Raw genomic sequence first — 23,272 nt, forward strand, 5'->3', positions numbered from 1 at the left:
AGTACAAACAACTGGCTATACGCCGTTAAAAATAAGCCGACAGATTTAACCTCTATTCATTAATTCATTGTGTAAATCCTAAGTTTTGAAGGCACTCCTGTCTCAACACTCGGGTGGAGAAGTACTATGGCAAGCACTCTGGGCGTCACCAATAAACCCACTACAAAGACGCAAGAAAAAGTCCTGCTTAAGATTGAGCGGGTCAGTAAATTATTCGACGATGTACGCGCGGTTGACGACGTATCATTGACTATTAATAAGGGTGAGATTTTTGCTTTGCTTGGGGGCTCTGGCTCGGGTAAATCAACCTTGCTACGTATGCTCGCAGGATTTGAAAGACCCACTACCGGTAGGATTTATCTGGATGGCGAAGATATTACCGATCTTCCTCCCTACGAACGTCCTATCAATATGATGTTCCAATCCTATGCGCTCTTCCCCCATATGACGGTCGCACAAAATATCGCCTTCGGTTTAAAGCAAGATAAATTGCCTAAAGCGGAAATTGAGCAAAGGGTGCAAGAAATGCTCAAGCTGGTGCATATGGAGCAATATGGTAAACGTAAGCCACACCAGCTTTCCGGTGGTCAGCGCCAACGGGTGGCATTAGCTCGCTCCCTCGCGAAACGTCCTAAATTATTACTGCTCGATGAGCCCATGGGCGCGCTAGATAAAAAGCTGCGCACTCAAATGCAGTTAGAAGTAGTTGAAATTCTTGAGCGTGTTGGCGTGACCTGTGTAATGGTGACCCATGATCAGGAAGAAGCTATGACCATGGCGGGCCGAATTTCGATTATGAGCGACGGTTGGATTGCCCAAACCGGCTCACCTATGGACATTTACGAGAGTCCCAACAGCCGCATGATTGCCGAATTTATCGGTTCAGTGAATCTCTTTGGCGGCGAGATTGAAGTGGACGAAGTCGACCACCTTATCATTAAACCCAATGATTTAGCTCAGTCTTTCTATGTGGGTTACGGGGTAACGACCAGTGCTGAAGAAAAGCATGTGTGGTTAGCGGTACGTCCCGAAAAAACCATTATCAGCCGTGAGCAACCTGAGGGCGAGTACAACTGGGCCAAGGGCATAGTGCATGACATCGCCTACTTAGGTGGCATTTCTGTGTATTACATTCGCCTCGAAAACGGCCAAATAGTGCAATGCAGTATGACCAACCGTGAACGCCGTGCCGACCATGCGACATGGGATGATGAAGTGTTCATCAGCTGGGAGGACACCAGTGGCGTGGTGTTAAGATCATGAAGATAAAGTCAAAACTAAAATGGCTTAAGGGACGTTTCTGGACGATTAGCTTCCCCTACGCTTGGTTGTTGTTGTTCTTCGCCTTGCCCTTTGCCATTGTTCTTAAGATCAGTTTTTCGACGGCGGCGATTTCGATTCCACCCTATGAGGCGACCTTCCAATATGCGGATGATGTATTAAACATCTTCCTGCATTTAGGTAACTATTTGATGTTGCTAGATGATTCGCTGTATTACACCGCGTATCTCAGCTCATTAAAAATGGCGCTCATTTCGACCATTGGCTGTTTGATCATTGGTTATCCCATGGCCTATGCCATTGCCCGTGCGCCAGCAAGGTTGCAAACCGTGCTGCTGCTATTGGTGATGCTACCTTCTTGGACCTCGTTCTTAATCCGCGTTTATGCCTGGATGGGGATCTTAAGTAACACGGGGATTATTAATAACACATTGATGTGGTTAGGAATCATTTCTGAGCCATTGCAAATCCTTAACACCAATATCGCCGTCTATATCGGGATTATCTACGCCTATTTGCCCTTTATGATTTTGCCGCTGTACGCGACCTTAGTGAAGTTAGATATGAGCTTGATTGAGGCCGCATCTGACTTAGGGTCGAGCCGTTTAAATACCTTCTGGAAAATCACTTTCCCATTATCGAAGAGCGGAGTGATTGCAGGTTCTATGTTGGTATTTATTCCGGCGGTAGGGGAGTTTGTGATCCCTGAGCTGCTTGGCGGCCCAGATTCTCTGATGATAGGTAAAGTACTGTGGCAGGAATTCTTCAATAACCGTGACTGGCCAGTGGCCTCATCACTGGCGATTGTGATGCTGGCACTCTTGATTATTCCTATTACCTTATTCCATCGCTATCAGGCACGTAGTTTGGAGAAAGACCTATGAAAAAGCTGAGTTTTTCTTCGGTGATGCTGTGGTTCGGCTTGTTCTTCTTGTACGCGCCTATGCTGATCCTAGTGATTTATTCGTTTAACGAATCTAAGTTAGTGACAGTGTGGGGAGGGTTTTCACCTAAATGGTACGGCGAGTTATTTGCCGATCAGCAGATTCTCGATGCGGTTTGGACCAGCCTTCGGATTGCCTTTTACAGCTCAACCATGGCGGTGATTATCGGCACTATGGCCGCCTTTGTGATGACGCGGTTTAAGCGCTCCTGGGCCAAGCTCACTTTGTCGAACATGATCACTGCGCCTTTGGTTATGCCTGAGGTGATCACGGGTCTGTCGTTGCTGCTGCTGTTTGTGCATATGGCGGATCTCTTAGGTTGGCCGAAAGAGCGTGGCATGGTGACAGTTTGGATTGCCCATTCGACCTTCTGCGCGGCCTATGTGGCTGTGGTAGTGTCGTCAAGATTGCGTGAGTTAGACATGTCAATCGAAGAGGCGGCAATGGATTTAGGCGCAACGCCGCTTAAGACCTTCTTCCTGATCACTGTGCCTATGATTTCACCGGCATTAGTCGCGGGTTGGTTGTTATCCTTTAGTCTGTCACTCGATGACTTAGTGATCGCAAGCTTTGCCTCAGGCCCAGGTGCAACCACCTTACCTATGGTGGTGTTTTCCTCGGTGCGCTTGGGGGTATCGCCTAAGATCAACGCCTTGGCAACACTTATCATTCTATGTGTGTCGTTAATCGCTTTCTTGTCTTGGTATATGGCAAGGCGCGCCGAAAAACGTGAGCGTATGCCGCTGAACTAATACGCTAGGATGCAGTTATTAGTGGTAAGCACCTAGTCAAAAGTGCTTAACGACAAAAGGATGACTTTGATTGCCAAGGTCATCCTTCTCTCTGCCCTCCAAGTCTTCTTATCTGTACCTCCACTCAATTTCAAATCCGATTAAGGCAGGAAGGTTACTTTGTTTGAAATATCAAACATCGTGTAAATTATTGTGCTTTTATGGCTAGTGTTTCCCGATTTGAAGGTGTAGGATGTGATAGTTGTTTAAAATAATGAACATAAAAATCAAGGGAACATCATGTCAGCCATACCTCACACTGGATCATATTATGCGGCATCGGCCAACGATAAGGTTGAGCGCGCGCGTTTACAGGAATCGATTGAAGCCGATGTTTGTGTGATTGGCGCGGGGTACACAGGCCTGTCTGCCGCACTGCATTTACTCGAATCGGGTTTTAGTGTGGTGGTACTCGAAGCGGCGCGGATTGGCTGGGGAGCATCGGGACGTAATGGCGGACAAATCGTCAACAGCTATAGCCGTGACATTGATACCATTGAAAAAACCGTTGGCAAAGAACAAGCCAAGCTTTTTGGGCAAATGGCCTTCGAGGGCGGACGTATCATCCGTGAACGTATCGCTAAGTACAATATTGATTGCGATCTAAAAGATGGCGGCGTATTTGCGGCGATGAACGAAAAGCAGATGGGCCATTTACGCCATCAAAAGCAGTTATGGGAAAGCCATGGTCATGTTGGCAAGCTTGAGATGCTCGATGCAAACAGCATTCGTTCTGTGGTAAATACTGAGCGCTATGTCGGCGGTATGTTGGATAAGAGCGGCGGCCATATTCACCCGCTGAATTTAGCCTTGGGTGAAGCCCGCGCGGTAGAATCCCTCGGTGGAAAAATTTTTGAAGACTCAGCGGTTTTGCAGGTCGACGAAGGCGATAGCCCTGTGGTACACACCGCTAAGGGCAGCGTAAAAGCTAAGTTTGTGGTGGTGGCGGGTAACGCTTACCTCGGTAAACTCATGCCTGAATTGCAAGCCAAGTCTATGCCCTGCGGTACCCAAGTGATCACCACTGAACCCTTAGACGAAGAGCTGGCAGCAAGCCTGTTACCTCAAGACTACTGCGTCGAAGATTGTAACTATCTGCTCGATTATTTTAGGCTGTCTGGCGATAAGCGCCTGATCTACGGCGGTGGTGTAGTGTATGGTGCCCGCGATCCCGCGGATATCGAATCTCTGATTATCCCGAATATGCTCAAAACCTTCCCGCAGTTAAAAGGGGTTAAGGTTGATTACGCCTGGACGGGTAACTTTTTATTGACCTTATCGCGTTTACCACAGGTCGGCCGTATTGGTAAAAATATCTATTATTCACAGGGTTGTAGTGGCCATGGCGTCACTTATACCCACTTGGCAGGCAAGTTAATCGCCGAAATGCTCAATGGTCAGGCTACGCGTTTCGATGCTTTTGCGGCGCTGCCCCATTATCCCTTCCCTGGCGGTCACGCCTTACGTGTGCCTTTTAGTGCGCTGGGGGCATGGTATTACAGTCTAAGAGATAAATTAGGTATCTAATTTATTTAATTTTTTATACGAGGTAAGGCATTACCTCGCAGCGAGAGGAATTTCCTGTGTTGTTAAAAGACCCGAGTCTGCTGCGTCAGCAATGTTATATCAATGGTAAGTGGTGCGATGCACAGTCAAAAGAAACCGTCGCTATCGCCAATCCTGCGACGGGCGCGGTGATCGCCAGTGTCCCTGTGATGGGGCAAGCCGAAACTCAAGCGGCGATTGCGGCAGCCGAAGAGGCATTGCCCGCATGGCGAGCACTTACTGCAAAAGAGCGTGGTGCCAAGCTGCGTCGCTGGTTTGAATTACTCAATGAAAACAGTGATGACTTAGCGTTAATGATGACCACTGAGCAGGGCAAACCCCTTGCCGAAGCTAAGGGTGAAGTCACCTACGCCGCCTCCTTTATCGAATGGTTCGCCGAAGAAGCAAAACGCGTCTATGGCGATACGATTCCTGGGCATCAGGGCGATAAACGTATCATGGTGATCAAGCAGCCCGTGGGCGTGACTGCGGCCATTACTCCCTGGAACTTCCCTGCGGCGATGATCACTCGTAAAGCCGCGCCAGCACTGGCTGCCGGTTGTACTATGGTGGTGAAACCTGCCCCGCAAACGCCTTTTACCGCATTAGCCTTGGCCGTGCTTGCCGAGCGCGCTGGGATCCCCGCTGGGGTATTCAGCGTGATCACTGGCGATGCCATCGGCATTGGTAATGAGATGTGTAGCAATCCAGTCGTGCGTAAGTTGTCTTTCACCGGCTCGACCCAAGTGGGCATTAAGTTGATGGAACAATGCGCGCCGACACTGAAGAAATTATCTTTAGAATTAGGCGGTAACGCGCCATTTATCGTATTCGACGATGCCAATATTGATGCGGCGGTCGAAGGCGCCATGATCGCTAAGTATCGCAATGCGGGGCAAACCTGTGTCTGCGCTAACCGCATTTATGTTCAGGCGGGCGTCTATGACGAATTTGCCCGCAAGCTCAGTATTGCCGTGGGTAAATTAAAGGTGGGTGAGGGCATTGGTGAGGGCGTAACTACTGGACCGCTTATCAATCGCGCGGCGGTCGAAAAAGTCCAGAGCCATCTCGAGGATGCGCTCAGTAAAGGGGCGACTGTGGTTGCGGGCGGTAAGCCCCATAGCTTAGGTGGCAACTTCTTCGAACCCACGGTACTGACACATGTTGATAGCAGTATGCGTGTCGCCCGTGAAGAAACCTTTGGCCCACTGGCGCCGCTGTTTAAGTTTACCGATGTGGACGATGTGATTAAACAAGCCAATGATACCGAGTTTGGCTTAGCGGCTTATTTTTATGGCCGTGATATTTCACTCGTATGGAAAGTGGCCGAGGCATTGGAATACGGCATGGTGGGCGTCAACACTGGGTTGATTTCCACCGAAGTCGCGCCGTTTGGCGGAATGAAATCCTCGGGGCTCGGTCGAGAAGGTTCTAAGTTCGGCATCGAAGAATATTTAGAAATCAAATATATCTGCATGTCTGTTTAAGCATCAGTTTGGAATAGACCGCCAGTGGTAGCCCTTTGGGCATAGGCATTGTTATCGACCTTTGTGTATAGCCAAGTTAGGCACGCGAGCAAGGAATACTAAATGAGCACAACCAATGATTCATTGATGGCACGTCGCCAAGCCGCAGTCGCAGGCGGTGTTGGTCAAATTCATCCTGTTTTTACTGCTCGCGCCGAAAACGCGACCGTGTGGGATGTGGAAGGTCGAGAGTTTATCGACTTTGCGGGTGGTATTGCGGTGCTTAACACTGGGCATTTACATCCTAAGGTTAAGGCGGCCGTTGCGGCGCAGCTTGAGGATTTCTCCCACACCTGTTTTATGGTGCTTGGCTACGAAAGTTATATTCAAGTCTGTGAAAAACTAAATCAGTTAGTGCCGGGTGATTTTGCTAAGAAAACGGCCTTATTCACCAGCGGCTCAGAAGCCGTTGAAAACGCGGTTAAAGTTGCTCGTGCATACACTAAGCGGGCGGGTGTGATTGCCTTTACCTCGGGTTACCATGGTCGCACTATGGCGGCGCTGGCATTAACGGGAAAGGTCGCGCCTTACAGTAAAGGCATGGGATTAATGTCGGCCAATGTGTTCCGCGCCGAGTTTCCCTGTGCGCTGCACGGCGTATCCGATGATGATGCGATGGCCTCTATCGAACGCATCTTTAAAAATGATGCCGAGCCGAGCGATATCGCGGCCATCATCCTCGAGCCTGTGCAGGGTGAGGGCGGATTCTATGCCGCATCGCCAGCCTTTATGCAACGTTTACGTGCGCTTTGCGACCGCGAAGGCATTATGCTGATCGCCGATGAAGTGCAAACGGGTGCGGGTCGTACTGGGACCTTCTTCGCTATGGAGCAAATGGGCGTGAGCGCCGATATCACCACCTTTGCGAAATCCATTGCCGGTGGCTTCCCACTCTCAGGTATTACAGGTAAAGCTGAAGTCATGGATGCCATCGGTCCCGGTGGCCTTGGCGGCACCTACGGTGGTAATCCGCTGGCCTGTGCGGCGGCGCTCGCCGTACTCGAAGTATTTGAAGAGGAAAAGCTGCTTGAACGTGCCAATGCAATTGGCGAGCGGATTAAGTCGGCGCTAAATACTATGCAGGTTGAACATCCACAAATTGCTGATGTGCGTGGTCTAGGGGCGATGATCGCTATTGAATTGATGGAAGAGGGCAAACCCGCGCCTCAGTACTGTGCCCAAATTTTAGCTGAGGCAAGAAACCGAGGTTTGATCCTCCTCTCCTGCGGCACCTACGGTAACGTGCTGCGTATATTGGTGCCATTGACAGTACCAGACGAGCAGCTTGCTGCGGGGCTGGGCATTCTTAAGGCCAGCTTCGATGCCGTGTTAAAAGGTTAATAGATATAAAAAATCCCGCTTAGGCGGGATTTTTTATGGCGTGGTTTAACGCTTAAGTGCCTTTAATCTCCATTAGGATTTGCAGTGCGCGTTCGCGTTTTTGCTGATCATACAAATCGTTAGTAAAGATAAACTCATCGACACCTAGCTCCTTCACTATCATCTCTAAGCTGTGCTTAATGGTGGTGGGGCCACCGGTGACGGATAAGCCTAAGAAGTTATCGACATAGGTTTTTTCCTGCTCGCTCCACAGGCCATCCATGCTGTCCTCGGGCGGTTTTAACCAAAGCGGTTCACCACGGATCAGCGCAAGCACCCGTTGCTTGGAGGTGGTGCTTAAGTATTCAGCTTCGGCGTCTGTCTCGGCGGCGATAAGTGGCAGGCCAAGCATGACATAGGGCTTATCCAACACCTTAGATGGCTTAAAGTCGCGGCGGTAAATCTCAATCGCATCGTAGAGGAACCTTGGCGCAAAATGCCCTGCAAAGACATAGGGTAAGCCGCGCTGGGCTGCAAGCTGGGCGCTAAAGAGGCTAGAGCCAAGTAGCCAAATCGGCACATGGGTGCCTTCGCCGGGAATCGCTCTTACGGGATGATGGCCATTGTAGTCGCCGAGTAAGGTTTGTAACTCGCTCACCTCGGCGGGAAATTGCTCCGCGCGGCTCATATCGCGGTTAAGGGCGCGGCTGGTGATTTGATCGCTGCCCGGGGCGCGGCCAAGCCCTAAATCGATACGCCCCGGATAAAGACTCTCGAGCGTACCAAACTGTTCGGCAACCACTAAGGGTGCATGATTGGGCAGCATAATCCCACCCGCGCCGACGCGAATGCGTTTAGTATTCTCGGCAATATAGCCAATTAATACCGATGTCGCGGCGCTGGCGATACCGGGCATATTGTGGTGCTCGGCAAACCAGAATCGGTTAAAACCTAACTCATCGGCCACCTTAGCGTATTGTAGGCTGGCGCGCAGCGTGTCTCCGATGCTCGCGCCTTGGCGTACGGGGGCGAGCTCTAAGAGTGAAAAGGGAACATCCGCTAGGGGAGATTTTGTTACTGCCTGCGATGGGGCGGCAGATGTCGAAGTCGATGATGTAGCCATAAATTAAGCGCCTCTTTGCGTGAGTCAGCTCTGTGGCAGCTGCTTTATCTTGTCTCCCTCGGATGAATGTGGTGGACGCTAAAGCGATTGCTCTGTCGGTGCTGATGGAGTCTTACCCTAGGATATGGTGTCGTATCAATGATAAACAAGCTTAATGCTTGAACTTAACACCACCCTAAAATTGGAACCGAACATCTTAGTTTTGCAAACAGGGGTGAAAGCCTTATCCCATGCCGATGCATGGAAAGTCAGCACAGAAAGTTCAGATTGTTTGGTGCTGAGCTGTAACCTAAAGGTATAAAAAAACTGCCGCAAGCGCGGCTTGTCGGCAGTTTTTAGCGCTCACATGTATGTGAGTGGGAGGATTATTGCTCGGCTTTCACATCACGTAGTGAGGCCGCCGCGTTATCTTCAATGCTGTTATGGGCGTGATGACTTTCGGTCAAACGGCGCATCAGCGGTAATACGGCTAAGGCGATAATGGTACAAAATACAGCAGCAATACCTAATTTATTAAATAAATTGGTATAAACGGGCAGCGTTTGCAGCGGGTCGACTAAGTCCTGTGGCACGCTGGCAAAGTTCGCCACAACGCCGCCTAAATACTGGGAAATACCCGATGCCACGAAATAGGCGCCCATCATAAAGCCGCCCATGCGTGCAGGTACATAGCGGGCGATCATGGCTAAGCCTAGACCACTCACTAGCAGCTCGCCCAGTGAGTAAGAGGCATAACCCCAAATCATCACCCAAGAAGAGGTTTTACCTTCAACGGCAAATTGGCCTGCAAAACCGTAGATAAAGAAGCCAATCGCGACAACCGCAAAACCTAAGGCGAACTTAGCTGCAATCGAAAAGTCCTTATTATTGCGGCCAGCCCATGAATAACTCCAAGCCAAAACAGGGCTTAACACCATGATCCAGATTGGGTTTAGTGCTTGGAACTGTGCAGGTGACCAAGTCCATAAATGGGTACCAAAAACTTGGAAATCCCAGTCGACGTTACGCAGCGCAAACAGGGCCAGTGAGGTCGACATTTGTTGATAGAAGATAAAGAAGAAAACGGTTTGCACTGTGAGGATTAGCGCTGCGATAAGGCCGGCACGCTCACTTGGCTCACTGGTACGAATTAAGTGGAAGAAAATCCCTAATACCGCCACACCCGCGGCATACACGAATACTCGGGCAACATCTTCATATTCAAGAATAATGGCTGAAGCAACAACGGAAAGCGCCGCTAATACTAAAACGATAGCCAAGTTCTTCTTGTTGACTGGGCGAGTATCAGGCTCAGACCCATAATTGGCGAGACTCTTGTGCATCAGGGCATAGTTACCTAAGCCGACGATTAAGCCCACACAGCACACGGCAAAGGCGGCATGCCAGCCAAATTCGTTACCGTATTGCGCATTAACATAGTCCTTAATCCAAGGCGTTAACAACATAGAGAAGGTCGAACCTACGTTTACCGCCATGTAGTAGATGGTAAAGGCGCTGTCAATTTTAGAATCATCACCTTCGTAGATCTTACGGACTAAGTTACCGGCATTGGGTTTAAACAGGCCATTACCGACCACAATCACCCCGAGGGCGGAGAACATAAACCAAGTGTTTTCGGTTGGCACTGTCATCAATGCATAACCTACCGACAAAATCCCTGCACCGAGCAGCATAGTGCGTTTGGTGCCGAGAATTTTATCCCCAACCCAACCGCCGATGGCCGGCGACACGTAAATCAGCGCCGCACAGGCACTCCAAACTAAGTTTGCACGGGAGTCATCAAAGCCAAGACGCTGCACCATAAAGTACACGATCAGCGCCTGCATGCCGTAATAACCAAAACGTTCCCACAATTCGATAAGTGACACTGTCATAAACGAATGTGTCTTGCTTACCTGATTGGTACCAAGAGTCATAAAGCTTGCTTCCGTTATTGTTGTTTTGTGTTTAGGGACAAGAGTATAAGGTGATAGTCCGTTCAAACCAATGCCACAACGCCAAAGAATAGACTTTGTTACAAATGAAATGGGTGTTTTTAATCTGGAATTAATTTTTGTAAAAAAGTGCGGCTCGCTAATCCTTACGGTTTGTGAGTTTGGTCATGTTTGCGTTCAGCGATTTGGGATAAATATCAAATTACCGCCTATTGGGATAAAGGTCGCAATTGGCCTGAATCTGTCAGTGAAAAGTTTTACTTATAGTTAACAATTCACTATCTTAAAGACTGGTAATCCCGACGCAGAGTGCTATTTTTTAAATTAGTCAGCAAAAATAAAAATGAACTAGATCAAAATTATTAGGCTCTTGACCTTCTATTTGGAGTTTACTCGATGAAGCATTTGTCCATCAGTACTAAGTTGTTGTGGATCACTTCCGCCTTATTTCTATCCATTGTCGCGATTCTTTCCATCAGCCTATGGTGGACCCTTTCGGAGCAAAATGCTGAACTTTCCCATCAGGTGCAGGAAACATTACAAACCGAGACCCACGATAAGCTTGAAGCGCGGGCAGGTGAGTATGGTGAAATGGTGGCGGGATTTATCAATGAAGCCTATCGAATCCCATATTCTTTTGCCGGCATACTTGAAAGCACCGCTGAAGAATTACCACTCAAACGTGACCGTTTGGAGCTGGCGGTGGCGGCGGTATTAAAGAAAAACACGCAAGTTTCATCAATGTATGCTCAGTTTGACGCTAACGGTTACGATGGCTTAGATAGCGAATTTTTAAACGTGAATGTGAGCCACAGCGTTGCTTCCTCGGGGGCATTGGAAGTGTACTACACTCGCAACGATGACGGCACGGTTGAGCATAACCAAGTTGATGATTCTGCCGAAAAATATTTAACAACACTCAATGAATTTGGTATCCGAGATGCTGAGTGGTACCTGTGTGCCAAGGAAACGCTTAAACCCTGCTTGATGGAACCCTATCTCTACGAAATTACTCCCGGCAACACAGCGTTAATGACTTCGTTGACGGTTCCTGTACTTAAGCATAAACAATTTATTGGTGTAGTTGGGGTGGATCTCAACTTGCCAGTATTCCAAGTGTTAATTGATAAACTGTCGAAAAGCCTTTACGACGGTCAAGCAAAAGTCACCTTGCTGAGTACTCGAGGTTTAGTGGTTGCTGCGAGTCATTACAGCAAAAAAGCCCGCCCGTTGGCAGAATCTATTGATCCTAAGCTCGCCTCACAGATAATCGGATTACACAAAAATGGCGGTTACATGGAGAACGATAATGAAATTATCGTAGCCTATCCCATCAATATTCCCTTAGCTAAAGCCGAGTGGTCGTTAGCAATACAAGTACCTAAATCCATGGCGCTTAAGAGCTCTATTGAGCTGAATGACAAAATGGATGAAATGGCAACATCCCTTGGCAGCATCTTGTTGATTGTAGGATTAGCGGTTTCGATACTTGCAGTTGTAACCATTAGCATTGTGATCCGCAGTGTAATCGCTCCGCTTAAAGTGATCCAAGGACGCGTTGAGAATTTAGCAAGTGCTGATGGCGACTTAACTCAATCCATAGAAGTGGACGCACATGCTGAGCTTATTGCGTTAGGTAAAGGCTTTAACTCCTTTATCCATAAGCTAAAAGATTTAATCTCAGAGTTGAAAGCGCTTGCTGGTCAAACGCAGGAAGAAAGTCTCTCTTCTGCGCAAATTGCGGAATTAACCCGCGACAGCGTCCATCGTCAGTACGGCGAAATTGAAAGTGTAGTCACTGCCGTTAATGAGATGAGTGCAACAGCGTTGGAAGTGGCAAAAGCTTCTGAGCAAACGGCATCAGAAACCGAAGCTATGTCGCGTAATATTCGCTTGAGTGAAGAGAGTCTAACGAAAGCGATGGACTATGTGACCACCATGTCGCAGGAGTCAATGCAGGCTAAAGTGGCCGTGAGTAAAGTGGCCGAGAGCAGTACGAATATCAGCCGTATTCTCGAAGTCATTAGCTCGATTGCCGCGCAAACAAACTTACTTGCCCTAAACGCTGCGATTGAGGCTGCCCGTGCCGGTGAGCAAGGTCGGGGGTTTGCCGTGGTAGCGGATGAGGTGAGGGCACTCGCCTCTAAAACCCAAAGTTCAACGGATGATATTAGCGTGTTAATTGATGCGCTCCAAAAAGAAGTACACAGCGCCTCAGGCATTATTGATAAAGGTGCTGAACGTGCACAAATGGCGGTATCACAAACGGAACAAGCACTGACATCACTTAACTCTATGGTGAGTCAAATTGAAGAGATCTCGGCGCAAGTGACCCATATCGCCGCTGCGGCAGAGGAACAAAGTGCCGTGACAGAAGAAGTTAATCGGAATATTACGGGTATTTCCGACTCAGCATCTGAACTTGCACGTCTTGCTGGTGAAGCACAGCAAAGTAGCGCTGTTCTTGCAGACCTTGTTAAGCAACAACATCAGCAATTAGGTAAGCTAAAAACCTAATAACCAACAGTCGATTGTTAAAGAATGTAATAGGCGCCGATTAAATGTCGGCGCCTATTTTTATGTCAATTTCATTCCACTAAATCAATCTCTTTAACCCTATAGTCATTAACTCACTATGTTAATTACAAAGAATTCCGTTGCGGTATAGATGAAGGGCAAGCTAGCTAGATTTTTTGGGTTATACAGCAAAATTGTGGGAATAGGCTTATGTATTAATGTCTGCTGGGGGATTGCCTATCCATCGACAGTATCGAAGACCATCAATCGACATAGTGAATTCCGTTAAATGAAAAAGGCGTAGCGGTGATTAACCTGCTACGCCTTATCGGAATTTGGTGGCCCCTCACGGACTTGAACCGTGGACCTAACGATTATGAGTCGTGTGCTCTAACCAACTGAGCTAAGGGGCCGACTAAAGGCAATCGTCATTACCTAAAGCGAGTGGCAGTATACTAAGCTTGTTTGCGCTTGTCACCCGTGTTTTTTGATGAAATTCACCGAATTGATTCAAGTGGTTATCTGTTAATCAACTGTGGTTTTGGCTTAGAGATTTAGCGTTGCCTGAATGGGAAAGAAATTTTTAACCATTTGATTTTGAAAGAGAGCTTAGCAATGGATATTCAGAGGGAATTTTAGGGGGTGTTAATGGGGGGCAATAAAAAGCCCCGCGAGGCGGGGCTTAGAATCGATGCTTCGGTTGACTATTCGTCTAAGAAGGACTTTAAGATTTCCGAGCGTGAAGGGTGGCGCAGTTTACGCAGGGCTTTCGCCTCGATTTGACGGATACGCTCACGGGTTACGTCAAATTGTTTGCCCACTTCTTCCAGCGTGTGGTCGGTATTCATATCGATACCAAAACGCATACGCAGTACTTTCGCTTCACGGGCCGTTAAGCCTGCTAATACCTCATGGGTGGCGCTCTTCAGGCTTTCGCTGGTGGCGCTGTCCAGTGGTAATTCGAGGGTGGTATCCTCGATAAAATCACCTAAATGCGAATCTTCATCGTCACCGATTGGGGTTTCCATGGAGATAGGTTCTTTAGCGATTTTCAGTACCTTACGGATCTTATCTTCCGGCATCATCATACGCTCTGCCAGTTCTTCAGGTGAGGGCTCACGACCCATTTCCTGCAGCATTTGGCGAGAGATACGGTTCAGCTTGTTGATGGTTTCGATCATATGTACTGGAATACGGATCGTACGGGCTTGGTCCGCGATTGAGCGGGTGATTGCCTGACGGATCCACCAAGTCGCATAGGTCGAGAACTTGTAACCACGACGGTATTCGAACTTATCTACAGCCTTCATCAGACCGATGTTACCTTCTTGGATAAGATCCAAGAATTGCAGACCACGGTTGGTGTATTTCTTCGCGATAGAAATTACCAGACGTAAGTTTGCCTCAACCATTTCTTTCTTCGCACGGCGAGCCTTGGCTTCACCGATTGACATGCGACGGTTGATGTCTTTAATGGCGGCAATGACTAAGCCTGTTTCTTCTTCGATGGCGGCCAGCTTGCTACGGCAACGCTGAACGTCTTCTTCAACCATTCTTAAGCCTTCGGCATAAGGCTTGTTTGAGTTCTTTTCTGCGTCGAACCAATCGAGATTGGTTTCGTTACCGGTGAAGAATTTAACAAAGTTCTTCTTCGGCATTTTAGCCTGCTCGACACAGAGCTTCATCAGTAGACGCTCTTGAACGCGCACGCGGTCCATCATAGAGCGCATGCCCTTAACTAAGCGATCGAATTGCTTAGGTACGAGGCGGAATTCTTTGAAAATCTCGCCGATTTCAAACAGAGCTTGAATCGACTCAGGATGTTCACGACCTTTAGCATCGATGATTTTTAGCGCATTTTCGTAGGCGGTTCTTAATTGGCTAAAGCGTTCACGCGCTTCTTCAGGATCGGGACCCTTGTTGCCATCGTCATCGCCTTCGCCATCACCGTCTTCATCTTCGTCGTCTTCATCGTCATCTTCATCATCGAGGTCTTCTTCCGATAATTCAGAACCGATATGAGTCGCGGTTGGACCTAGGTCTTCTTCGTCCGGGTTAACAAATCCAGAGATAATATCAGACAGGCGCAGTTCGTCGGCTTCGTACTGGTCGTACTGCTCAAGGATCATGGCGATCGCTTGTGGGTATTCGGCGACAGAGCTTTGAACTGTGTTGATGCCTTCTTCGATGCGTTTGGCGATAACGATTTCGCCTTCACGGGTCAGCAGTTCAACGGTACCCATTTCGCGCATGTACATACGCACTGGGTCTGTGGTGCGGCCTAGCTCACTTTCTACAGTAGCAAGGGCAGCTGCGGCTTCTTCCGCTGCATCTTCGTCTGTGTTGTCTTCCGACATCATCATGTCATCGGCATCTGGTGCTTCTTCGAACACCCGAATACCCATGTCATTTATCATCTGGATAATATCTTCGATCTGGTCAGAATCGACCATGTCTGCAGGTAAGTGATCGTTCACTTCTGCATAGGTTAAGTAACCTTGCTCTTTACCTTTGGCAAGCAACAGCTTGAGTTGCGACTGCGGAGTATGATCCATAGATATCATCCAAGTTGGGAAACTGTTACAACGACGGACAGTTAGCTTGTGCTAAGTGCCGCGCAAATCGTCAATTATAGCCATGTGCACTTACCTGTGCTAGTCACTGGGATACTGATTGAGGACATTTTTGCCTCAGTTTAGTCCTTTCATGACCGAGATCAGCTTCTGCAGCTGGATCTTCTCTTCCTTAGTATGGGTCTGTTTTAGACTCAATTCCTGATATCGTTGCTCAATATATTGATTGTTCAACCAAACCAGGGTCTGTTTAAACTTCTCGAGCAGGTTTTCATCCGCCACTTGATGGTCCCATTGGGCTAATTTATGCAGCGTCCCGCTGTGGGGGCTGTCTCTGAATTGCTCAAGTAGTTGTGCGCTGTTTAACCTATTCTCTCGTGTTAATTCCAACAGCAATGGCAGCAAGTCGATGCCTGGCATTTGCAGATGGTTTAATGCCGGTTGTGGGGATAATCCCACGCCCAGCTCGGGATGCTGTACTAACAAGGCGATGGCAAGTCGCAATGGCGTACCGCGTCCTTTGAGTCCCGTTGATGCTGTGGGCTTAGTTTGTTTGACACTAAAACCCAGTTTTTTCTTCATATCGTCTGAGCTGTTCATTCCTAACTTGTGAGCTAAGTTCTCAAGCAGTAGGTTTTGAAGCACAGTATCTTGAATTTTTTCAATTAGGCCAAAGGCTTGTTTGGCTAAGTTACCTTTATCGGTACCAAATTTTGTCGCTAATGTATCAAACAAAAATTCGGGCAGGGTGATGGCGCTTTCCATCATTTGCTCGAAGGCGTCTTTACCAATCTTACGAACCATTGAATCCGGATCTTCAGATTGGGGTAAAAACATAAAACGCACTTTGTCCCCTGGTTTGAGTAGGGGCAAAGCGGTTTCTAAGGCGCGCCAGGCGGCCTCATTACCGGCTCTATCGCCGTCATAACAACAAATCACTTCCTTGGCACTACGCAGCAACAATTGGAATTGTTCAGCCGTCGTCGAAGTGCCAAGGGAGGCGACCGCGTAATCTACGCCATATTGGGCGAGGGCGACCACATCCATATAGCCTTCGACAATCAGTACCTTATCGGGATCGCGATGACGTTGCTTTAACTCGTATAGGCCGTAGAGCTCATTGCCCTTATGAAATATGGGCGTTTCTGGCGAATTCAAGTACTTGGGGGTGCCATCTCCCAATACTCTGCCACCAAATCCAATCACACGACCACGGCGGTCGCGAATAGGGAACATCAGGCGGTCACGGAATCTGTCGTATCTTTTACCGCTGTCATTGCTGATCAGCATGCCTGCGGTCAGGAGTTTATCCTGTGCATCTTGACTGTGTCGGTAGCGGCTTAATAAGCCATCCCAACCGTCGGGCGCAAAACCAATCCCAAAATGCTCAACAATATCATCGGATAATCCGCGATAGGCGAGGTAGTCGATGACTTTTTGCTTGTCTTGGTGTTGTCTTAACTGAGTTTGAAAAAAGCGGCTCGCTTCTTCCATTAATTGGTATAGATCACGGCTTAAGCCATCGTCTTGGCGTTTTCCCGTGCCTTGTTCCCTTGGGACTTCTAAGCCCAGTTGTCCGGCAAGTTCTTCTATGGCATCGACAAAGTCGAGTCTGTCATACTCCATCACAAAATCGATGGCATTGCCGTGGGCACCGCAGCCAAAACAATGATAAAACTGTTTATCGCGGCTAACGGTAAACGAAGGTGATTTTTCGCTATGAAAAGGACAACAGGCCGAGTAGTTTTTACCCGCCTTTTTCAAGGGCACCTTACGGTCGATAAGCTCGACAATGTCGGTGCGAGCGATTAGCTCATTGATAAAATCACGAGGTATTGCCATTGAGTGCTTAAAATCTCGCCTTGCGCGAATTTAAACAAACAAGCCGCGCATAGGCACGGCTTGTTCATACATTGAAACGCTAATTATTGCAATTTTGCACGGATCATAGCGCCGATAGCGCCCATGTCTGCACGTCCTTGAACTTTAGGTTTTAATGCTCCCATTACTTTGCCCATATCCGCCATGGAGGATGCGCCTATTTCAGCAATAGCGGCATCGATGAACGCAGCAATTTCCGCCTCAGAGAGGGGAGTCGGCAGGAAAGTTTCAATAACTTGAATCTCTTCTGCTTCTGCTGCGGCCAACTCGCTACGACCCGCTGCTTCATATTGAGCAATCGAATCGCGACGTTGTTTCACCATTTTGGTTAAGACAGCTATAACCTGCTCATCATTCAGAGTTTCGCGGGTATCCACTTCAATCTGTTTGATGGCTGCAAGTGCCATACGAATAGTGCTCAATCTCGCCTTCTCTTTGGCGATCATGGCCTGTTTCATATGGTCTTTTAGCTGATCAATTAGGCTCATAAGAGATTAGTATAAACGTACGCGACGTGCGTTTTCGCGAGAAAGCTTTTTAGCTAAACGTTTAACTGCAGCTGCTTTAGCGCGCTTACGTGCAGTAGTTGGCTTCTCGTAGAATTCACGAGCACGCACGTCAGCTAAAATACCAGCTTTTTCACAAGAGCGCTTGAAACGACGCAGAGCTACGTCGAATGGTTCGTTTTCACGTACTTTAATAATTGGCATACGCCATCACCCCTTAGGTGTAGGTTGTGTGGTTCAATTGCTTGAACCAAGTGTATTTAAAATGGTGCGGAATTTTATACCGAGACAACTAGGCTTGTAAAGCCCTAATCCTTTGTGGCGGGTTTTGCCACGGGAATATGATGATCGGCGACTGGAGTAATTGCCATCATACAGGTAGAATTAGCGCCCTTTGGTAATTTGGATATGAGGCACCATGCGGGTTCTAGGTATTGAGACATCTTGTGACGAGACAGGTATTGCCGTCTATGACGATAAGCTGGGATTGCTCTCCCATGCTTTATATAGTCAGGTTAAGTTGCATGCGGATTATGGTGGGGTTGTGCCTGAACTGGCTTCCCGCGACCATGTGCGCAAAATTGTCCCGCTGGTCCGCCAAGCGCTGAAAAATGCCAATACCGAGATTGCCGATTTAGATGGGATTGCCTACACCAAAGGCCCAGGCCTTATCGGTGCTTTATTGGTGGGCGCCTGTGTTGGTCGCTCACTTGCCTTTGCTTGGAACAAACCTGCCATCGGTGTGCACCATATGGAAGGGCATCTGCTGGCGCCAATGCTGGAAGACGATGCGCCTGAATTTCCCTTTGTGGCACTGTTAGTGTCTGGCGGCCACTCCATGTTAGTAAAGGTCGATGGTATCGGCCTTTACGAAGTCTTAGGTGAGTCGGTGGATGACGCCGCCGGTGAAGCCTTTGATAAAACTGCTAAGTTAATGGGACTTGATTATCCTGGCGGCCCACGGCTTGCAAAACTGGCCGCCAAAGGTGAGCCAGCAGGTTATCAATTTCCGCGGCCAATGACCGACAGACCCGGACTCGATTTTAGTTTCTCAGGCCTGAAAACCTTTACCGCCAATACCATTGCCGCCGAGCCCGATGATGAGCAAACCCGCGCGAACATCGCCCGCGCCTTTGAAGAAGCGGTCGTCGATACGCTCGCGATTAAATGTCGCCGCGCGTTAAAACAAACCGGCTATAACCGTTTAGTGATTGCCGGTGGCGTGAGTGCCAACACGCGCTTACGTGAAACCTTGGCCGAGATGATGACCTCTATCGGTGGCCGAGTTTATTATCCTCGTGGTGAATTCTGTACTGACAATGGTGCCATGATTGCCTTTGCTGGCCTGCAGCGTTTAAAGGCGGGGCAACAGGAAGACCTGGCAGTCAAAGGTCAACCGAGATGGCCACTTGATACCTTACCGCCAGTCGAATGAGTTATCGCCAGCCAAATAAGCAAATAAAAACAGCGCATTATGCGCTGTTTTTATTGGTCACTTGAATGCTAGTCCCTCGAATGAGTTATCAAGCCATTTCTCTGCGTTGCGATGGTATTGCGCGGCTAGGGGGTTTTAGGACGTTTTTTACGTGACACTTTAGACTCCTCGCCTTTCAGCAACCGCTGAATATTTTCTTTATGACGGATGATAATAAGCGTTGAGAGCATGGCGACAGGAATCGTAAATCTATCATCCAGCCACCAAGTATAAAGTGGCGCTAGTAATGCGGTAATTATGGCTGCAAGGGAAGAGTAGCGGCTGATCAGGACTAAGACGACCCAAGAAGCCATCAAGCAGATGGCTAAGTCATCACCAATCGGTGCCATAGCACCAAAAGCGGTAGCCACGCCTTTGCCACCTTTAAAACCAAAAAATATCGGATAGATATGGCCAAGACAGGCGGCGATTGCGATCAAACCGAGGGAAATGGCGTCAATTCCCATTAAATAGGCAAGATAAGTGGGTAAGGCGCCCTTAAGCATATCGAAAAATAACACCATGGCAGCCGAGCTTGCGCCGCCAATGCGCAGCACATTGGTGGCTCCAGGGTTGCCTGAGCCTTGCGATCTTGGGTCGGGTAGGCCTCTCATCCTACACACTAGCACAGCACTTGAGACAGAACCGGCTAAATAGGCGGCCACAATCATCAAAAGTGTCAGTGTTAATTGACTCACATTGGTTTCCTTACACGTCTTAAGGTATTATCGCGCCACAATTAAACAGCCTCTTGGCAAGCATTCAGTCATAAGCGATAGCGATAACGCGACTTATCAAGTTGCGATAGTTTCTGAACGAACAAATCCATTTGGGCGTTATCCTACTTCGGATTGGTCCGAGTAGAAAGTAAATTAGTCGTTCCATCGAACGGCGGATTATACAGACTCTATCGCGTTTAGCTTATCAGACCTCATTGGCATGAGTTAGTAGGAATTAGTATGGATAAAGTGCTTATTCGACAATTACGTATTGATACTGTGATTGGCGTCTATGAATGGGAAAAGAAAATCCAGCAGAGCCTGTTTTTGGATCTCGATATGGCTTGGGATAATAAAGCCGCCGCGGCAACCGACGACTATCAATACGCGCTTTGCTATGAGACGGTTTCAAACCGTCTGACTCAGCTCGTCACCGAAAAGCCCATTGAGTTAATCGAAACTGTTGCCGAGCGAGTGGCCGAATGTGTGCTCAACGAGTTTAAGGTCAATTGGGTGAAAGTCGTGGTGATGAAACCCGGCGCGGTGCCTTCGGCTGCTGCCGTTGGGGTTGAGATTGAACGCTCACGCTAATCGTTACTGTAGATTCGGGTTTTAGCTTAGTTAGGCAGACGGTTCGGACATGGGTATGGCACGTATATACATTAGTTTAGGCAGTAATATAGAACCTTCTCGCTATCTAAAGGCGGGTTTGCAGTCATTACGAGAGCACTTTGGTGCACTGCAACTTTCCTCCATGTATGAGAGTGAAGCCGTAGGGTTTGATGGCACTAACTTTTTAAACATGGTGGCCTGTGCACAAACGAGCCTGAATATTGCTGAGGTAGTTGCGCAGTTTAAGCAAATCGAGCAAAATCACGGCCGGTTGGTGGGGGCCAAAAAGTTTAGTCCAAGAACCTTAGATATTGACCTATTGCTTTACGATGATGTCGTTTGTCAGACACCAGTCGTCCTGCCCCGCGCCGAAATTGTCACTAATGCTTTTGTGCTTTGGCCTTTAGCGGAAATCGCCCCTAATTTGGTTCACCCATTGCAGCAGAAAACCTATGCCGTAATGTGGGATGAATATGATAAGGCGTCGCAGAAGCTGTGGCCGGTAGCCTTTGAATGGCCTCATGGGCTCACTTTTTAATTGATAGGATTGTAATGGATACGTTTCAGGTAATTATTTTAGCGTTAATCCAAGGATTAACAGAGTTCCTCCCCATTTCAAGTTCGGCGCACCTTATCCTACCCGCACAGCTTTTAGGCTGGGAAGACCAAGGCTTATCCTTCGATGTTGCCGTGAACACGGGCTCATTATTCGCCGTTGTGATTTATTTTCGCAATGAACTCTGGGCCATGTTCAAGGCCTGGATTGCCAGCATGGTGAAAGGTCAGCATTCCGATGACAGTAAGTTAGCCTGGTGGATCATTCTTGCCACTTTACCCGCAGTGTTTTTTGGCTTTATGGCCAAAGACTTTATCGAAACCCATCTGCGCAGCGCCGGCGTGATCGCCGTGACGACTGTGGTCTTTGGTTTACTGCTTTGGTGGGCGGATAAGATGTCACGCCGTGACTTAACGGTTTATCAAACGGGTTGGCGCAAGGCGCTATTAATTGGTTTTGCTCAGGCGCTAGCGTTAATTCCTGGTACTTCACGCTCGGGCGCGACGATGACTGCCGCGCTGATGTTAGGTCTTAGCCGTGATGCCGCTGCGCGTTTCTCGTTCTTAATGTCTGTGCCTGTCAGCTTGGGCGCGGCTATTCTAGTGGGTAAAGATTTGGCTGAAAGCCCGCTTCCTATTGATTATCAAGCACTAACACTCGGCACAGTGATTTCATTTGTGGCCGCTTATCTGTGTATTCACTATTTCTTAAAAATCATCAGCCGTATGGGTATGACGCCATTTGTGATTTACCGCCTCATCCTCGGTGCTGTGTTATGTGGATTTATCTTCCTATAATGCAGGGGCGCCATGGCTAAAAAAATCGGGTCTAGTACCCGATTTTTGTGTTTTTAGGTGCGGATTTTCGTTAACGGAGTAAGTTATGGGCCTTCAATTTCAATGTCCTACCTGTGGTTTGGCACTGATGCAACATCAGGCATCCCAAGGTTTTTACTGTGCGAATAAGCATCATTTTGATAAAAGCGAAGCGGGTTATTGGATTTTCACTAAACCAGCACGACAGAAGCCGACTGGCGACTCCCGTCAGCAAGTGCGTGCAAAGCGTTTCTTGCTTGAGTCGGGGATTTTTTCACCTTTAGTTGAAAAAATGGCGGTGATGATCGCTCCCCATTTGAAAGCGGATGATTGTCTATTGGACTACGAGTGCGCTGACGGCTTCTATTTGCGTGCTTTAGCTTCTGCGCTATCTAATCTCACAAACGAGCTAAACGTCCAGTACAGTGGCGTAGCGGACGCAGAAAATACTATTTTTGCTGCGGCCAAAGCGCAAACCCCTGCAACACTGTGCTTAAGCACCTCAAAAGTGCTGCCTTTTGCTGACAATTGCATTGACCTTATCACTGTGGTCGATAAGCCGTTGAAGGGGAAGGAATGCGTTCGGGTACTGAAAGATCAGGGCTTGATGTTACAGGTAATCCCGGGGGCGCGGCATTTGTGGCAAATCAGGGAGTGTATTTATCCGGAACTGACTGAAAAAACTCCCCAAATTAATTTGCCTTCAGGATTAATTGTCAAAGAGCAGCAGCGATTGCAATTTAGTTTGTCCGTTACGGGTGAACAAGCGCTTGTCTTGCTGGATATGACTCCCTATGCGTGGCGAGCCTCTGAACAAGTCAAACACCTTATTCGGATGAAATCCTTCGATGTGCTGGAAATTGATTTTGTATTGGTCTTAGCGCAAAAGACTTTTATTGAGTCTTAACGGGCCAAAATATCAAATATAATAGGATGTTTTTTAGTCTATTCATTGACTTAGGGGAAGTGTTTTTTGATGCTTAAATAGTTGTAGTTTTGCAAGTATATGATACTAATCGAGCTTTTTATGTTGTTTTAATGTAAATGCGAAACTACCCGCCTCAAACTTTATCTTTATTGTTCTTCATTTGGTTACAGATATAACTTATTTGTTGCCTTAGTCGCCTAAATAGCCTTGATTTTAGGTTATTGCAC

At 48.0% G+C, this 23,272-nt stretch carries 19 protein-coding genes and 1 tRNA gene; 12 read left to right on the forward strand and 8 right to left on the reverse strand.

The features are described 5' to 3' along the window. Positions 1-126 precede the first annotated feature (126 nt). The 6 genes from potA (at position 127) to gabT (ending at position 7,428) form a co-directional block, all read left to right on the forward strand. Positions 127-1,263, forward strand: a complete 1,137-nt coding sequence (potA, locus tag EYR25_RS04510) for a polyamine ABC transporter ATP-binding protein (protein WP_023266734.1) — start codon at positions 127-129, stop codon at positions 1,261-1,263. After that, positions 1,260-2,165 (forward strand): ABC transporter permease subunit, encoded by a 906-nt coding sequence (locus tag EYR25_RS04515; RefSeq protein WP_023266735.1) that lies wholly within the window; start codon positions 1,260-1,262, stop codon positions 2,163-2,165. Before potA ends, EYR25_RS04515 begins: the two co-directional genes overlap by 4 nt. Further along, positions 2,162-2,977: an ABC transporter permease subunit gene (locus EYR25_RS04520; protein WP_011623664.1), complete on the forward strand. Its 816-nt coding sequence runs from the start codon at positions 2,162-2,164 to the stop codon at positions 2,975-2,977. The genes EYR25_RS04515 and EYR25_RS04520 overlap by 4 nt, the downstream gene beginning before the upstream one ends. 279 nt (positions 2,978-3,256) lie before the next feature. Beyond that, positions 3,257-4,543 (forward strand): NAD(P)/FAD-dependent oxidoreductase, encoded by a 1,287-nt coding sequence (locus EYR25_RS04525; protein WP_133178667.1) that lies wholly within the window; start codon positions 3,257-3,259, stop codon positions 4,541-4,543. 56 nt (positions 4,544-4,599) lie between these two features. After that, on the forward strand, positions 4,600-6,048 hold the full coding sequence (gabD, locus tag EYR25_RS04530; protein WP_133178668.1) for an NADP-dependent succinate-semialdehyde dehydrogenase: 1,449 nt from the start codon (positions 4,600-4,602) through the stop codon (positions 6,046-6,048). Between the two features lie 102 nt (positions 6,049-6,150). Then, a complete protein-coding gene (gene gabT / locus EYR25_RS04535) occupies positions 6,151-7,428 on the forward strand; it encodes a 4-aminobutyrate--2-oxoglutarate transaminase (protein WP_023266738.1) in 1,278 nt (425 codons plus the stop codon). A 52-nt stretch (positions 7,429-7,480) separates the two neighbouring features. On the opposite strand, the gene EYR25_RS04540 is transcribed toward gabT, so the two are convergent. Together EYR25_RS04540 and EYR25_RS04545 are read right to left on the reverse strand one after the other, a co-directional pair. Beyond that, a complete protein-coding gene (locus EYR25_RS04540) occupies positions 7,481-8,530 on the reverse strand; it encodes an LLM class flavin-dependent oxidoreductase (protein ID WP_133178669.1) in 1,050 nt (349 codons plus the stop codon). Positions 8,531-8,895: 365 nt separating this feature from the next. Continuing rightward, the gene (locus EYR25_RS04545) at positions 8,896-10,446 is read right to left on the reverse strand and encodes a peptide MFS transporter (RefSeq protein WP_133178670.1); all 1,551 of its coding nucleotides are present in this window, start codon (positions 10,444-10,446) and stop codon (positions 8,896-8,898) included. A gap of 414 nt (positions 10,447-10,860) precedes the next feature. Between EYR25_RS04545 and EYR25_RS04550 the strand changes: the two genes are divergently transcribed. Further along, the gene (locus tag EYR25_RS04550) at positions 10,861-12,981 is read left to right on the forward strand and encodes a methyl-accepting chemotaxis protein (RefSeq protein ID WP_023266741.1); all 2,121 of its coding nucleotides are present in this window, start codon (positions 10,861-10,863) and stop codon (positions 12,979-12,981) included. 336 nt (positions 12,982-13,317) lie between these two features. Here EYR25_RS04550 and EYR25_RS04555 read toward each other — a convergent pair. From EYR25_RS04555 to rpsU, 5 genes are all read right to left on the reverse strand, one after another. Beyond that, positions 13,318-13,394, reverse strand: a tRNA-Ile gene (locus EYR25_RS04555). 291 nt (positions 13,395-13,685) lie between these two features. Further along, entirely contained in the window at positions 13,686-15,536 is a 1,851-nt protein-coding gene (rpoD, locus tag EYR25_RS04560; protein WP_023266743.1) for an RNA polymerase sigma factor RpoD, read from the reverse strand. Positions 15,537-15,671: 135 nt separating this feature from the next. Beyond that, on the reverse strand, positions 15,672-17,396 hold the full coding sequence (gene dnaG / locus EYR25_RS04565; RefSeq protein ID WP_133178671.1) for a DNA primase: 1,725 nt from the start codon (positions 17,394-17,396) through the stop codon (positions 15,672-15,674). Between the two features lie 83 nt (positions 17,397-17,479). Next, positions 17,480-17,923, reverse strand: coding sequence for a GatB/YqeY domain-containing protein (locus EYR25_RS04570; protein ID WP_011717923.1), 444 nt, complete (start codon positions 17,921-17,923; stop codon positions 17,480-17,482). A 6-nt stretch (positions 17,924-17,929) separates the two neighbouring features. After that, positions 17,930-18,145 (reverse strand): 30S ribosomal protein S21, encoded by a 216-nt coding sequence (gene rpsU, locus EYR25_RS04575; protein ID WP_006080725.1) that lies wholly within the window; start codon positions 18,143-18,145, stop codon positions 17,930-17,932. Positions 18,146-18,359: 214 nt separating this feature from the next. Here rpsU and tsaD point away from each other — a divergent pair, with 214 nt between their 5' ends. After that, positions 18,360-19,376, forward strand: coding sequence for a tRNA (adenosine(37)-N6)-threonylcarbamoyltransferase complex transferase subunit TsaD (tsaD, locus tag EYR25_RS04580; RefSeq protein WP_133178672.1), 1,017 nt, complete (start codon positions 18,360-18,362; stop codon positions 19,374-19,376). A gap of 125 nt (positions 19,377-19,501) precedes the next feature. Here tsaD and plsY read toward each other — a convergent pair whose 3' ends face one another. After that, a complete protein-coding gene (plsY, locus tag EYR25_RS04585) occupies positions 19,502-20,113 on the reverse strand; it encodes a glycerol-3-phosphate 1-O-acyltransferase PlsY (RefSeq protein ID WP_011623653.1) in 612 nt (203 codons plus the stop codon). 261 nt (positions 20,114-20,374) lie between these two features. Between plsY and folB the strand changes: the two genes are divergently transcribed. The 4 genes from folB to EYR25_RS04605 all read left to right on the forward strand — a co-directional run bounded on the left by folB (position 20,375) and on the right by EYR25_RS04605 (position 23,024). Further along, the gene (folB, locus tag EYR25_RS04590; protein ID WP_133178673.1) at positions 20,375-20,725 is read left to right on the forward strand and encodes a dihydroneopterin aldolase; all 351 of its coding nucleotides are present in this window, start codon (positions 20,375-20,377) and stop codon (positions 20,723-20,725) included. A 55-nt stretch (positions 20,726-20,780) separates the two neighbouring features. After that, the gene (gene folK, locus EYR25_RS04595) at positions 20,781-21,284 is read left to right on the forward strand and encodes a 2-amino-4-hydroxy-6-hydroxymethyldihydropteridine diphosphokinase (protein WP_039977968.1); all 504 of its coding nucleotides are present in this window, start codon (positions 20,781-20,783) and stop codon (positions 21,282-21,284) included. Positions 21,285-21,298: 14 nt separating this feature from the next. Further along, complete coding sequence (locus tag EYR25_RS04600; RefSeq protein WP_011717919.1) at positions 21,299-22,099, forward strand: undecaprenyl-diphosphate phosphatase; 801 nt, start codon at positions 21,299-21,301, stop codon at positions 22,097-22,099. 85 nt (positions 22,100-22,184) lie between these two features. Then, positions 22,185-23,024 carry a putative RNA methyltransferase gene (locus EYR25_RS04605; protein ID WP_133178674.1) on the forward strand — a complete coding sequence of 280 codons (840 nt, stop codon included), beginning with the start codon at positions 22,185-22,187 and terminating at the stop codon, positions 23,022-23,024. Positions 23,025-23,272: the final 248 nt, after the last annotated feature.

Origin of the sequence: Shewanella decolorationis, from assembly GCF_004354305.1 — a bacterium.
Classification (GTDB): domain Bacteria; phylum Pseudomonadota; class Gammaproteobacteria; order Enterobacterales; family Shewanellaceae; genus Shewanella; species Shewanella decolorationis.

Coding starts and splice junctions, on each gene's coding strand:
- EYR25_RS04545 (WP_133178670.1), bottom strand. CDS start 10,446: ATGACTCTTGGTACCAATCAGGTAAGCAAGACACATTCGTTTATGACA.
- EYR25_RS04600 (WP_011717919.1), top strand. CDS start 21,299: ATGGATACGTTTCAGGTAATTATTTTAGCGTTAATCCAAGGATTAACA.
- EYR25_RS04605 (WP_133178674.1), top strand. CDS start 22,185: ATGGGCCTTCAATTTCAATGTCCTACCTGTGGTTTGGCACTGATGCAA.
- folB (WP_133178673.1), top strand. CDS start 20,375: ATGGATAAAGTGCTTATTCGACAATTACGTATTGATACTGTGATTGGC.
- EYR25_RS04515 (WP_023266735.1), top strand. CDS start 1,260: ATGAAGATAAAGTCAAAACTAAAATGGCTTAAGGGACGTTTCTGGACG.
- gabT (WP_023266738.1), top strand. CDS start 6,151: ATGAGCACAACCAATGATTCATTGATGGCACGTCGCCAAGCCGCAGTC.
- EYR25_RS04540 (WP_133178669.1), bottom strand. CDS start 8,530: ATGGCTACATCATCGACTTCGACATCTGCCGCCCCATCGCAGGCAGTA.
- potA (WP_023266734.1), top strand. CDS start 127: ATGGCAAGCACTCTGGGCGTCACCAATAAACCCACTACAAAGACGCAA.
- folK (WP_039977968.1), top strand. CDS start 20,781: ATGGCACGTATATACATTAGTTTAGGCAGTAATATAGAACCTTCTCGC.
- rpsU (WP_006080725.1), bottom strand. CDS start 18,145: ATGCCAATTATTAAAGTACGTGAAAACGAACCATTCGACGTAGCTCTG.
- EYR25_RS04550 (WP_023266741.1), top strand. CDS start 10,861: ATGAAGCATTTGTCCATCAGTACTAAGTTGTTGTGGATCACTTCCGCC.
- EYR25_RS04520 (WP_011623664.1), top strand. CDS start 2,162: ATGAAAAAGCTGAGTTTTTCTTCGGTGATGCTGTGGTTCGGCTTGTTC.
- EYR25_RS04525 (WP_133178667.1), top strand. CDS start 3,257: ATGTCAGCCATACCTCACACTGGATCATATTATGCGGCATCGGCCAAC.
- EYR25_RS04570 (WP_011717923.1), bottom strand. CDS start 17,923: ATGAGCCTAATTGATCAGCTAAAAGACCATATGAAACAGGCCATGATC.
- rpoD (WP_023266743.1), bottom strand. CDS start 15,536: ATGGATCATACTCCGCAGTCGCAACTCAAGCTGTTGCTTGCCAAAGGT.
- dnaG (WP_133178671.1), bottom strand. CDS start 17,396: ATGGCAATACCTCGTGATTTTATCAATGAGCTAATCGCTCGCACCGAC.
- tsaD (WP_133178672.1), top strand. CDS start 18,360: ATGCGGGTTCTAGGTATTGAGACATCTTGTGACGAGACAGGTATTGCC.